The 13,206-nt window shown below is 74.1% G+C and carries 7 protein-coding genes; 5 read left to right on the top strand and 2 right to left on the bottom strand.

What is annotated here, in order from left to right; translation table 11 throughout:
* Positions 1-101: 101 nt before the first annotated feature.
* A complete protein-coding gene (locus ACFU9E_RS09435; protein WP_380685039.1) occupies positions 102-1,091 on the bottom strand; it encodes a LuxR C-terminal-related transcriptional regulator in 990 nt (329 codons plus the stop codon).
* A 335-nt stretch (positions 1,092-1,426) separates the two neighbouring features.
* Between ACFU9E_RS09435 and ACFU9E_RS09430 the strand changes: the two genes are divergently transcribed.
* From ACFU9E_RS09430 to ACFU9E_RS09420, 3 genes are all read left to right on the top strand, one after another.
* Positions 1,427-1,687: a hypothetical protein gene (locus tag ACFU9E_RS09430; protein ID WP_380685038.1), complete on the top strand. Its 261-nt coding sequence runs from the start codon at positions 1,427-1,429 to the stop codon at positions 1,685-1,687.
* A 7-nt stretch (positions 1,688-1,694) separates the two neighbouring features.
* On the top strand, positions 1,695-1,967 hold the full coding sequence (locus ACFU9E_RS09425) for a hypothetical protein (protein ID WP_380685037.1): 273 nt from the start codon (positions 1,695-1,697) through the stop codon (positions 1,965-1,967).
* A gap of 265 nt (positions 1,968-2,232) precedes the next feature.
* Entirely contained in the window at positions 2,233-8,466 is a 6,234-nt protein-coding gene (locus ACFU9E_RS09420; protein ID WP_380685035.1) for a DNRLRE domain-containing protein, read from the top strand.
* Between the two features lie 87 nt (positions 8,467-8,553).
* On the opposite strand, the gene ACFU9E_RS09415 is transcribed toward ACFU9E_RS09420, so the two are convergent.
* Positions 8,554-9,657: a HoxN/HupN/NixA family nickel/cobalt transporter gene (locus tag ACFU9E_RS09415; protein ID WP_380690009.1), complete on the bottom strand. Its 1,104-nt coding sequence runs from the start codon at positions 9,655-9,657 to the stop codon at positions 8,554-8,556.
* A 288-nt stretch (positions 9,658-9,945) separates the two neighbouring features.
* On the opposite strand from ACFU9E_RS09415, the gene ACFU9E_RS09410 reads away from it, so the two are divergent.
* Positions 9,946-10,878, top strand: coding sequence for a hydrolase (locus ACFU9E_RS09410; RefSeq protein ID WP_380714875.1), 933 nt, complete (start codon positions 9,946-9,948; stop codon positions 10,876-10,878).
* Positions 10,879-11,188: 310 nt separating this feature from the next.
* Positions 11,189-13,066: a CocE/NonD family hydrolase gene (locus tag ACFU9E_RS09405; RefSeq protein ID WP_380682924.1), complete on the top strand. Its 1,878-nt coding sequence runs from the start codon at positions 11,189-11,191 to the stop codon at positions 13,064-13,066.
* Positions 13,067-13,206: the final 140 nt, after the last annotated feature.

Raw genomic sequence — 13,206 nt, 5'->3', positions numbered from 1 at the left:
CGGACAAGAGCCCGGAAGTGAACTTCTCCCTGACGTCCGACGATCGTCGCCACGGCCGCGACCACCGCCGCGACCACCGCCGCGGTCACCGCCGCGACCGGCTACAGCCAGCCTCGCTGAGCCGCCTTCAGGCCCGCCTCGAAGCGGCTCGCCGCCTCCAGGCGCTCCATCAGCGCCGCCATCTGCCGGCGCACCGTGCGCACCGAGACGCCGAGTCGCTTGGCCGCCGCGTCGTCGGTCAGGCCGGTGGACAGCAGCCGCAGCAGTTCGCGCTCACCGGGGCTCAGACCGGTGGCGGTGTCCTCGGGGCGGGGGTCCCCGCCGAGCGGCGCGGCCGTCTCCCAGGTCTGCTCGAACAGCGCGACCAGCGAGGCGACGATGCCCGGCTCCTCGGTGCACAGCGCGCCGGCCCGGGTGTTCTCCGGATCGATCGGCACCACGGCGGTGGTCCCGTCGAAGACCAGCATCCGCGGCGGCAGCACCGGGGCGGTGCGCACCCGGCCGCCCAGGTCCGTCATCCACTGCGTGTAGGCGAAGGTCTCCGGGTCGTTGCGGACGCTGTCCTGGTAGATGGTGCGCAGGCTGACGCCGCGCCGCAGGGCGTCCTCGTCGAGCGGGCGGGAGGCGGCCAGGCTGGCCGCGGACTGCGCGCCGCCGGGCATCACGCCCAGGCACTCGGTGGTCAGCCGGGCGGTCAGCACCTCCAGCTTGGCCTGGATCGCGTCGAGGCCGACGAGTCGCTCGCCGCCGTCCACCAGGGTGGCCGAGCGGAGCGTGGCGTACTCCGCGACGGCACGCGCCACGGCCGCCTTGGAGACAGCCAACTCCTGCTGTCGGCGCGCGAGTTCCTCTTCCTGACGGCGCAGCAGCAGCTCCAGTCCGCGCTCCGGGCTGACCGGCCACAGGGCACCCGGGCGCTCCCGGGAGGCCCGTAGCAGGGTGAGGTCGGCGAGGCGGTCGAGAGCGGCCCGGACCTCGGGTTCGGGGAGTTCGAGGCGTTCGCAGAGTTCGGCCACTCCGCCCTCCGGATCCGCGAGCATCTCGCGGTACACGGCTTCCGCGGTGGCGTCCAGGCCCAGCAGTTCCAGCACGTCAACGACCCCTGATCGTCACAGCATCGCCTCAAGCGAATGAATACCCGTCCGGTCCGCCGAGCCCCGATCCTTCCGTCGGCCGCCCCACCCCCACAAGGCCTGATCCGGTCAGCCGAGCCGAACCGGACCGTCCGGTCTGTTCCGTGGAGGGAACCGGGCGGGCGGCGCCACCCCCGGCGGCCGGCCCGGGGTTGCAGCATGCTGCCTGGCCGGATGCTGCCCGCCGCACTCCCTCCCCACGGGGGGCGGGCGGCGGGAGGATGCGGTCTGCGCGCAACGCTCCGCCCTTCTCGAACACGCCCTGAACCACCGTGCACAGAACAGGAACCGCCGTGCCGAAGACCGTCCGACTGCTCGCCGCCACCGCTCTCGCACTGTCCCTCGCCACCGCCGCCGCCCCCGCCTTCGCCGCCCCGCGGACCGCTCCGTCCGCCGTCACCCTCGCCGCCACTACCCCCGCCGACGGGCCGGGGATCGGCTGGGACAGCCCCGGCATCGGCTGGGACGGGCCGGGGACCGGCCGGACCGCCGCGGGTGCCGGGACCATCGGCTGGGACAGCCCGGTCAGCGGCCCGGGCATCGGCTGGGACTGACCGTTCCGTGTTCGCCGTCCAGCTGACCCTCCTGGACGTCTCCGCCGCGCCGACGGGCGAGGCCGGAGCCGACGACGTCCAGGCCGCCCTGTGGGCACGCGCGGTTCCGGGTGACGGCCTGGAGCACGTGCGCGCCCGCGCCGTCCCGGGAGGCGTCGGCCTGGTGCTGTACGTCCGCGCGGCCCACCGGGAGGCGGCCGAGCTGCGGGCGCACGCCCTGCTCGGCCGGGCGCTGGCGGACGGCCCCGCGCGCCGCTACGCGGTGGCGGCTCCACCGTAGGCCGCGGGGCCCTCCGCCGGCTGCTTCCTGACCTTCCGTCCGGTTTTCGGACGGTTCCCCTCACCCGCAAATTTGGCCGATTCATGCCTACGGCTTGACCGGCGCGTTACTGACATGGGCATGCCCGTAGGCATCTCCAGGCAGCCCGGCCTCCGGGTCCGCCCTGCCCTGCCTCGCCCTGCCCTGCCCTGCCCTGCCCGCGTGGACGGGCGCATGTCGCCGTCGAGAACGAACCCCCGCTCAACCAAGACCGTCGAGGAGCCCCATGTCACACCCGACCGGCACCCCACCCCGGCCCCGCGCCGGGGACGGCGTGCCAGCCGCCCCCGCGTCACGCCGCCGCAACGGCGTCCTGCGCAACACCGCGGTCGCGCTCGCCGTGGTCCTGGCCGCCGAGGCCGCCGTCGTCGCCCTGACGAGCGGCCAGTCCTTCGCCCTCGGCGCGGACAGGCCCGCCGCGCCCGACACCACCCGGGTGCTCGGCGCCGCCGAGGCCGCGGACATCGCCTCCGCCCACCTCAAGGCCCGGCTGGAGAACCGCCGGATCGAGGTGGTCGGCGAGCGCACCGAGTCCACCACCACCTGGATCAACCCGGACGGCACCACCACCCTGGACATGGCCACCAGCCCGGTCCGGTACAAGGACGGCTCCGGCAGGCTCCAGCCGATCGACGTGAACCTGGCCCAGCAGCCCGACGGCTCCGTCAAGGCCAAGGGCCACCCGCTCGGCCTCAAGCTGGCCGGCGCCACCCCGGCCGCCGCCGCCTCCAAGTTCAAGGCGGCAGGTGCCCCCGCGGGCGACCGGCAGGCCCCGGCCGTCCCGCTGGTCTCGCTGGACAACGGCAACGGCACCGCCATGTCGCTGTCCTGGCGCGGCACCCTGCCCGCCCCCGAGGTGGACGGCACCAAGGCCCGCTACGAGAACGCGCTCACCGCCACCGACCTCGTCATCGAGTCCACCCGGACCGGCTTCGAGCAGTTCCTTGAGCTCAAGGACCGCACGGCGGTCGGCGCCAACGGCACCGTCACGATGACCCTGGACGCGGCGGGCCTGCAGGCCCGCCACAACGCGGACAACTCGGTCTCCTTCCTCGACCCGAAGACCGGCGAGGAGAAGGGCCAGCTGCCCGCCCCGGTGATGTGGGACGCGCAGGTCGACGAGCGCAGCGGCGATCACACCCGTACCGCCCCGGTCGCCCTGAAGGTCACCCAGAACGGCAGCGCCGTCGACCTCACGCTCACCCCGGACGCGGCGTTCCTCAACGACCCGAAGACCCGCTACCCGGTCACCATCGACCCGGCGGTCAACATCGGCGTCGGCTTCGACACCTTCGTCCAGGAGGGCTACGGCACCGACGTCTCCTCCCAGACCGAGCTGAAGCTGGGCAACAACGGCTCCAGCCAGGTGGCGCGCTCCTTCCTGCAGTTCCCGATGGCCGCCATCAGCGGCAAGCAGGTCACCGCCGCCAAGCTCAACCTGTGGGAGTTCCACTCCTGGTCCTGCACCGCCAAGAGCTGGGAGGTCTGGGACACCGGCACGGCGACCACCGCCACCCGCTGGACGGCCCAGCCCGGCTGGAACCGCAAGTGGGCCACCACCACGGCGACCAAGGGCTACTCCAGCTCCTGCGCCGCCGGCTGGACCAACACCGACATCACCTCGCTGGTGCAGGCCTGGGCCGGCAACGGCAACGCCAACAACACGCTGGGCATCCGGGCCACCGACGAGACCGACCCGTACGGCTGGAAGAAGTTCAACTCCGGCAACGCGGCCTCCAACACGCCCTACCTGTCGGTGACCTACAACACCGCGCCGGCCGTCTCCACCCTGGTCTCCCCGGCGAACGCCGCGGTGACCGGCGACTCCACGCCGACCCTGTCGGCCAAGGCGACCGACCCCGACGGCGGCAACATCGCCCTGGACTTCGAGGTCTGGACGTCCGCCGGCACCGCCGCGCTGCAGTCCGGCCGCACCGCGATGGCGGCCTCCGGCTCCACCTTCACCTGGACCCCGGGCACCGCGCTGCCGGCCGGCGCCTACAAGTGGCGCTCCCGCTCCTGGGACGGCACCGCCAACAGCGCCTGGTCCGGCTTCCGCACCTTCACGGTCGACACCACCGCCCCGGCGGCCACCACGGTCTCCTCCGGCGACTTCCCGGCCGGCCAGTGGGCGGGCACCCCGGACGCCTCCGGCACCTTCACCGGCAGCTTCACCTTCACCCCGCCGACCAGCGACGTGAAGGACATCCAGTACCGGCTGGACGGCGGCACCTGGGTGACCGTCGCGACCAGCGGCACGCCGGTGACCGCCGTGCTCAGCTTCAAGGGCGGCCAGCACACCGTCACCGCGCACACCCGCGACGCGGCCGGCAACGTCTCCGCGGACAAGGCGTACGTGTTCAACGCGGGCAAGGGCGCCGCCCTCGCCTCGCCCGGCGCCGGCGAGCGCCCGGCCCGCCGCACCACGCTGGCCGCCGAGGGCCAGACCACCGCGACCGGCGTGCGCTACCAGTACCGCCGCGGTGAGACGGCCGCCTGGACCGACATCCCGGTCGCCAACGTCACCACCGCCGCCGGCGGCGCCGTCGCCGCCTGGCCGTTCGCGGTCACCGGCGGCAAGCCCGCGCCGCTGACCTGGAACATCACCGACACCCTGGCCACCGACGGCCCGGTCGACGTCCGCGCGGTCTTCACCGTCGGCACCGGCACCGACGCCTCGGAGCCCAACACCATCACCGTCGACCGCAACGGCGGCAACGCGCCGGACGCCGAGGTCGGCCCCGGCCGGGTCAACACCCTCACCGGTGACTACACCCTCAGCGCGACCGACGCCTCCGCCTTCGGCCTGAGCACCGGCCGCACCTTCTCCTCCCGGCACCCCGAGAACGGCGCCGCGCAGGAGGGCCAGGCGGCCATCTTCGGCCCGCAGTGGAGCGCCGGCACCATGGCCGAGCTCACCTCCTCGGACTGGGCGTACGTCCGGCAGACCTCGCCCACCTCGGTGTCCGTCGTCGACGCCACCGGCCACGAGACCGGCTTCACCGCCACCACCGGCGGCGGCTGGAAGCCCGAGCCCGGTGCGGAGACCCTCACCCTGACCGGCGCGCTCACCGGCGCCTTCACCCTGAAGAGCACCAACGGCGCCACCACGACCTTCGCCAAGGTCGACCCGGCCGCCACCACCTGGCAGGTCACCACCTCCTCGACGGCCACCGACAACTCCACCACCACGGTGGTCTCGGAGAAGGTCGTGACCGGCGGGAAGACCCTGGCCCGCCCGAAGTTCGTCGTCGCGCCGACCACGGCCGTCGCCAACTCCACCTGCGCCGCCAACCCCGCCGCCAACGGCTGCCGGGTCCTGGAGTACGTCTACGCCGACGCCACCACCGCCACCACCGCCGCGCTCGGCGACGTGGCCGGCCAGGTGAAGCAGGTCCGGCTCTGGTCCAACCTGCCCGGTGCCACCGCGGCCACCCCGGTCGCCGTCGCCGAGTACCGCTACGACGACATGACCCGCCTGCGCGAGGAGTGGGACCCGCGGATCAGCCCCGCGCTGAAGACCGCGTACACCTACGACGCGGCCGGCCGGGTGATCACCCTGACCCCGCCCGGCGAGTTCGCCTGGACCTTCACCTACGGCAAGGCCGGCAACGCCGCCACCGCCGGTGAGGGCATGCTGCTGGCCGCCTCCCGGCCGTCCCTCCAGCAGGGCAGCGCCGACGTGGTGAACGGCACCGCCGCCACCAACCTGGTCTACGACGTGCCGCTGAGCGGCGCCAACGCCCCGTACAAGCTGGGCACCGCGGACGTCGCCGCCTGGGGCCAGACCAACGCGCCCACCGACGCCACCGCGATCTTCCCCGCCGACGCGCCGCCGGCCAGCCACGACGGCCGGCTGCTCGGCTCGGGCGACTTCGCCAAGGCGGGCATCACGTACACCAACGCCTCCGGCCGCGAGGTCAACACCGCCTCCGCGGGCGGCGTCACCACCACCGAGTACGACGCCTACGGCAACGCGGTGCGCAAGCTGGGCGCGGAGAACCGGGCGCTCGCCCTGTCCGCCTCCGCCGAGGGCCTGGCGAAGCTGCGCGCGCTCGGCCTCGACAAGGCCACCACCGCCGACCGCGCCCAGGCGCTGTCCACCCTGACCGCCTACTCGGCGGACGGCGAGCGGCAGACCGACGAGTTCGGCCCGCTGCACCTGGTCACCCTGGAGCACGACCTGGCCGCCTCCGGCGCCAGCCCGGCCCGCCCGGCCGGCGACGAGGTCCCGGCCCGCACCCACACCGCGACCGCCTACGACGAGGGCCGTCCGGCCGACGCCGCGGTCAGCAACGAGCCCACCACCGCCACCATCGGCGCGCGCGTCGACGGCTACGCCGCCGACGCCGACGTCCGGACCACCGTCACCGCCTACGACTGGGCCAAGGGCCTGGCCACCCAGACCACCGAGGACCCGGCGGGCCTGAAGCTCACCAAGACCGTCGCGTACGACGCCCAGGGCCGGGCCGTCAGGACCTCCCTGCCCAAGTCGAACGGCACCGACGTCGGCACCACCGTCACCACCTACTGGGCCGCCACCGGCACCGGCGCCTGCGCCGGCCGCCCGGAGTGGGCCGACCTGCCCTGCTCCACCGGCCCGGCCGCCGCGGCGGCCGACGCCGGCGCCAACCCGGCGGAGATCCCGACCAGCACCACCGAGTACGACCGCTACGGCCGCCCGGCCGTGGTCCGGGAGACCGCCAACGGCGTCACCCGCACCACCACCACGACCACCGACGCGGCCGGCCGCACCACCAAGGTCGCGGTGACCGGCGGCACCGGCACCGCGGTGCCGGACACCACCACCACCTACGACGCCGCCACCGGCCGGGTCGTCGGCAGCACCGACGGCACCGCCACCGTGCGGACGGCCTTCGACCGGCTCGGCCGCGTCATCGGCTACGACGACGGCGCCGGCAGCGTCACCACCACCGAGTACGACGTCGCCGACCGCCCGGTCAAGCGCGCCGACTCGGCCCCGTCCACCACCACCACGGGCTACGACGGCTACGGCCGGCCGCAGTCGCTCACCGACTCGGTGGCGGGCACCATGACCGCCGAGTACGACTCCGAGGGCAAGCTCACCAGGCAGACCCTGCCCGGCGGCTACGTCCTCACCAACGGCTACGACACCCAGGGCACCCTCACCGGCAAGGTCTACACCGCCGCCGACGGCACCGTCGTCCTGGCCGACTACGCCGACTTCACCGTCCACGGCCAGCAGGCCGGACACACGCTGACCGCCGGCGCCAGCACCGAGTCGGTCTTCGGCTACGACGCCTCCGGCCGCCTCACCAAGGCCGCCGACAAGTCCCTGGACGGCTGCACCACCCGCGCCTACACCTTCGACAGGAACAGCAACCGGACCGCGCTGACCACCACCAAGGAGGACTGCGACCCGGCCACCGTCGACTCCACCAGCAGCACGGTGGGCTCCCAGTACGACGCGGCCGACCGGCTGAAGGGCGCCGGGTACGACGCCTTCGGCCGCACCACGACGCACCCCAGGGGCGCCCAGTTCGGCTACTACGCCAACGACCTGGTCCGCACCGAGACCTCGGGCACCCAGCGCAACACCTGGGCGCTGGACGCGGCCGGCCGGCAGGCCTCCCGCAGCACCGAGACCCAGGCCGCCGACGGCACCTGGAGCACCACGGCCACCAGCCTGAACCACTACGGCTGCGCCTGTGACAGCCCCAGCTGGTCCAAGGCCGGCAACGGCGCGGTCGCCCGCGGCGTGACCGACCTCGGCGGCACGCTCGGCGCCATCACCGGCGCCACCGACGGCACCGTCCTGCAGCTCACCAACCTGCACGGCGACGTGTCCGTCCAGCTGCCGCTGGACCCGGCCCAGGCGCTGAGCGTGCGGGCCTTCGACGAGTACGGCGTCAGCCTCGGTGACCCGGTGACCGGCTACGGCTGGGTCGGCGGCGAGCAGCGCGACTCCTCCACCGCCAGCGGCGTCGTCCTGATGGGCTCCCGGCTGTACGACCCGAGCCTCGGCCGGTTCCTGCAGGCCGACCCGGTCCCGGGCGGCAACGCCAACGCCTACACCTACCCGACCGACCCGGTGAACTCCTTCGACCTGGACGGGCGCTGGAGCTGGTCGAAGACCCGCTACTACTCCTGGGGCCGCCTCTGGGCGCACCTGGAGGCGCACATCGGCTGGCGCGGCCTGAAGTACCTGGCGCAGCTCACCTTCTACTTCAACCGCGCGTACACCGGGAAGATCGGCCGCAACGCCCACTACGTCTACGGCCCGATCTGGGTCGGCGTGGGCCTGCTCGGACCGGTCGGCGCGGGCTTCGCCCTCGCGGCGGGCGCCTACTCCGGCTACGTGCAGCACATGGCCTCGAAGGCGTACTACAACCACCGGTGCCTGGCGATCGCCATCGGCGCGGCCGGCTGGAACTCGCTGCCCTTCCCGGGCGTGCGGTCCTGGACGACCAGCTGCTGATCCGGACACCCGGCTGAAGAAGGAGGCCCGCCCGACCACCAGGTCGGGCGGGCCTCCCGCGTTCGGCTCCGAGGCCGCCGGGTGGCGTCACTCGCCCTTCTCGGCGGCCGCGGCGGTGAGCCCGGCCGACCACTTCTCCTCGACGTTGCCGAACTTCCAGTAGGCGATCGCCGCCGCCCAGGTGAGCACGAAGAGGCCGACGATGGCGTAGCCGACGAGGTCCAGGTTCAGCTCGCCGATCCAGGCGACCGGCCCGCTGGTGATGTCGAGCTTCTCGCCGAGCAGCCCGATCAGCTCGATCGAGCCGATGACCAGGGCGACCAGGACGGACAGGCCGGTGACGGTCAGGTTGTAGTAGATCTTGCGGACCGGCTTGGAGAACGCCCACTCGTAGGCGAAGTTCATGAACGAGCCGTCGATGGTGTCCAGCAGGCTCATGCCGGCGGCGAACAGGATCGGCAGCACCAGCAGCGCGTACCAGGGCAGCTGGAACGCCGCCGCGCCACCGGCCAGCACCAGCAGCGACACCTCGGTGGCGGTGTCGAAGCCCAGGCCGAACAGCAGGCCGACCGGGTACATGTGCCAGGGCTTGGTGACGGCCTTGGTCACCCGGCCGAGGATGCGGTTCATGAAGCCGCGCTTCTCCAGCTGCGCCTCCAGCTCGGCCTCGTCGAACTCGCCCTCGCGCATCCGGCGGAAGACCTTGAGGATGCCGTTGAACGCGCCCAGGTTGATCAGGCCGAGGGCGAGCAGGAAGGTGCCGGAGACGGTGACGCCGATCAGGCCGGTCGTCTCGTGCAGGGTGGAGTCGTCCGTCTCGATCTGCCCGGCGAGCGAGCGGATGCCGAAGGCCAGCAGCGCGCAGAGGCCGAAGACGATCGACGAGTGGCCGAGCGAGAACCAGAAGCCGACCGACAGCGGCCGCTTGCCCTGGCCCATCAGCTTGCGGGTGGTGTTGTCGATGGCGGCGATGTGGTCGGCGTCGAAGGCGTGCCGCATGCCGAGGGTGTACGCGGTGAGGCCCATGCCGGCGCCGAAGACCTGGCCGCCGACGTCGTAGTGCTCGGGCGCGACGAGCGCGAGCAGGGTGAACCAGCCGATCACGTGCAGGGCGAGGATGAAGCCGCCCATGCCTGCGAGGCGGATCCACTCCTCACGGGTGAGCCGATCGCGCCAGCGGGGGCCGGTCATCGGGGGTCCTTTCATGAGGCCGTCGGGGCTCCGGGGTCCTGTCCGGCCCTCGGAGCTGGGCCATCTTTCCTTCTTGTCGCAAATAGTTGCAAGTCATTCGCAATTACAACCTGGTCACCGGATAGCGGTCGAACGGGCCGGCGGCACCGCCGGCCCGGGAGCGGGACCGCCGCGCCGAGATCGTCATGCACCGTACAAGTGGCGGTAACCCGGAGTGCCCCGCGAGCGCCGTTCTACGCGCGGATACTCAGCTGCCCCGAACCCCAACCCCCTCTGGAGGGACGGCATATGATGAACCTTCGACCCGCCGCCGCGCTGGCCGCGTCCGCCCTGCTCGCCACCGGTCTGGCCACCCTCGGCGCCCCCGCCCCGGCCTCCGCCGCGACCACCGCGCCGCCCCACCGCGTCCTGTTCGACAACAGCAAGGGCGAGACCGCCGGCAACGCCGACTGGATCATCTCCACCGCCCAGCCCGACCCGCTCGCCCAGAACGCCAACCCCACCACCGAGAAGAGCTGGACCGGCGCGCTCTCCGCCTGGGGCGTCGCCCTGCAGAGGACCGGCCAGTACAGCCTCAAGACCCTGCCGGCCGGCTCCACCATCAGCTACGGCACCGGCGCCGCGCTCGACCTCGCCAACTTCGACACCTTCGTGCTGCCGGAGCCGAACATCCGGCTGTCCACGTCGGAAAAGTCGGCAATCGTTCGCTTCGTGCAGAACGGCGGCGGGCTCTTCCTGATCTCCGACCACAACCAGAGCGACCGCAACAACGACGGCTGGGACTCCCCGGCGATCATCAACGACCTGCTGACGAACAACGGCGTGAACAACAACGACCCGTTCGGCTTCTCGGTGGACATCGCCAACATCTCCACCGACAACCCGCGCGCCGTCAACGACGCCGCCGACCCGGTGCTGCACGGCCCGTTCGGCACCGTCACCGGGTCGATCCTGCGCTCCGGCACCACTTTCACCCTCAAGCCGGCCGACAACCCCAAGGTCAAGGGCATCGTCTACCGCACCGGCTACTCCGGGAACACCGGCGCCTTCTTCCTCACCAGCGGCTACGGCACGGGCCGGGTCGCCGCCTGGGGCGACAGCTCCCCCGCCGACGACGGCACCGGCCAGCCGGGCAACAACCTGTTCAACGGCTGGAACGACCCGGCCGGCACCAACGCCGCGCTCGCCCTCAACGCCACCGCCTGGCTGAGCAAGGCCTGACGGCCCCTGCCGCCTCCCGGTCCCGGGCGCGCCCCGCCCGGCCCCCCCCCCGCGCGCCCCCCCGGGCCCCCCCAAAGTAGGGAAGATAACCACCCGCCGGGGGGGGGGCCCCGCGGCCGGCGCCCCCCCCACCCCCCCCCGCGGGGGGTTCCGCCGGCCGGGCCCCCCCCCCCCGCCCCGGGGGCCCGGCCGCCCCGGCCCGGCCCCGGGGGGCCCCCGCGCCCGCTTCCTCCCCTACTGTCGGAATGATCCGCACCGGCCTGGCGTGAGCCACGGCGGTGCGCACCGACCGGGACCCGATGGAGCGGCCATGCCCTCGTACCCCTACCGCACCACCCGCGAGGACCTGCGCGTCCCCCTCCCCGACGGCACCGAACTGTTCGCCCGCCTCTGGCGCCCGGTGACCGACGAGCCCGTCCCCGTCGTACTGGAGTACTCCACCGGCCGCCTCACCGACTGGACCGCCACCGACGACGCCCGCCACCACCCCTGGATCGCCGGCCACGGCCACGCCGCCGTCCGGGTCGACGCGCGGGGCCACGGCAACTCCGGCGGCGTCGCCCCGGCCGCCGACGGTCCGGCCGCCGCGGACACCCTGGCCGCCGACGGCGCCGAGGTCGTCCGCCGGCTCGCCGCCCAACCCTGGTGCAGCGGCCGGGTCGGCCTGCTCGGCACCGGCGCCGCCGGGGACACCGCCCTGCGCCTGGCCGCGCTCGCCCCCGACGCCGTGCACGCCGCGGTCGTCGTCTGCCCCGACGGCCCGCACCGCCTCGGCGGCGCCGTCCTCGCCGCCGACGGCCACACCCGCGCCACCGACCGGCTCGCCGACGCGGCCCGCCCACCGGACCCGCAGTACGTCGGCGACGGCTGGCGGGCGATGTGGCTCGCCCGGCTCGACGCCCTCGAACCACCGCTCGCCGACTGGCTCGCCGCCCCGTCCCCCGACGTGCCGGCCGCCGCCGTCCCCACCCTGGCCGTCGCCGGCTGGTCCGACCCGTCCGCCGCCACCGTGCTCGCCCTCGCCGCCGCCGGCGGCGCCCCCGCGGTGCGCGCCGTCCTCGGCCCCTGGCCGCACGGTCTGCCCGACGAACTCCTCCCCGAGGCGCTGCGCTGGTACGACCACTGGCTGCGCGACATCGACGCCGGCGCCCTCGCCGCCCCCGCCCTGCGCAGCTGGCGCGCCGGCCACTGGTCCGGCGTCGATCCCTGGCCCCCGCCCGGGCTCCGCGAGGTCCACTACGGCCTGGACGGCCCGCTGCGCGCCGCCGGCACCGCCTCCGAGGACCGCTGGGTGCACGTCCACTCGCCGCAGCACACCGGCCTCGACGCCGGCGCCTACGTCCCGCTCGGCCGCCCCGCCGACCAGCCGCCCGACCAGCGTGAGGAGGACGGCCGCTCGGTCTGCTTCGACTCCCGCCCGCTGCCCGAGCCACTGGACCTGCTCGGCACCCCGTCGCTGACCCTGCACCTCCAACCGGCCGCCGGCCCCGCGCTGATCGCCGCCCGCCTGTGCGCCGTCGCCCCCGACGGCACCTCGACCCTGCTCACCCGCGGCATCCGCGCCCTCGCCGGCCCGGCCGAAGACCCCGCCGAAGCCGTGGTGGAACTCGCCCCGACCGGCACCACCGTCCCGACCGGACACCGCCTGCGGCTCGCCCTCTCCTCCACCTACTGGCCGTGGACCTGGCCCGGCCCCGAACCGGCCGGCTTCGCCCTCGACCCCTCCCGCTCCACCCTCACCGTCCCCGTCGTCCACCGCCCCGCCCCGCACGCCGACGACCTCACCTTCCGCTCCCCCACCCTTCCCCTGCCGCCGCCGCTCCACCTCACCGAACCGCTCACCGCCCACCCCGAACGCGTCACCGTCCACGACATCGGCCGCCGCGAGTGGCGCACCGAGCTCTCCCCCGCCACCGACGGCACCCGCACCCACCCCGACGGCCTGGTCCGCGCCGAACAGACCGTCACCGCCTACCGCGTCCTCACCGCCACCCCGCTCAGCGCGCTGGCCCGCACCGACCGCACCGTGCGCCTGGAACGCCCCGCCCTCGGCTGGGACGTCACCGTCCACACCCGCGCCGAACTCCGCTGCGACCCCACCCACCTCCTCGCCCGCACCCAGGTGCGGGCGGAGGAGGCCGGCAACGTCGTCTTCACCAAGGAGTGGCACCACCGCATCCCTCGCTGAGTTGTGGATGTCCCCGCGAGCCCGACGGCGACCTCGGGCCCGTACCCGGCCCGGAGTACCCGAGTGAGCCCGAAGCGCGGCATCGTCCGACCGTCCGACCGCTCCAGCCGATGACGTGCGAGGATCTTCCGACGATCTGC

The sequence above is a fragment of the Kitasatospora sp. NPDC057595 genome (assembly GCF_042800875.1).
In the GTDB taxonomy this organism is placed as follows: domain Bacteria; phylum Actinomycetota; class Actinomycetes; order Streptomycetales; family Streptomycetaceae; genus Kitasatospora.
Note: the sequence above shows the minus strand (reverse complement) of the source record. Positions and strands in the feature narration are given on the sequence as shown.

Excerpts from the sequence above, each read along its gene's own strand:
- ACFU9E_RS09415 (WP_380690009.1), bottom strand. The coding sequence starts at position 9,657 with ATGACCGGCCCCCGCTGGCGCGATCGGCTCACCCGTGAGGAGTGGATC.
- ACFU9E_RS09420 (WP_380685035.1), top strand. The coding sequence starts at position 2,233 with ATGTCACACCCGACCGGCACCCCACCCCGGCCCCGCGCCGGGGACGGC.
- ACFU9E_RS09410 (WP_380714875.1), top strand. The coding sequence starts at position 9,946 with ATGATGAACCTTCGACCCGCCGCCGCGCTGGCCGCGTCCGCCCTGCTC.
- ACFU9E_RS09405 (WP_380682924.1), top strand. The coding sequence starts at position 11,189 with ATGCCCTCGTACCCCTACCGCACCACCCGCGAGGACCTGCGCGTCCCC.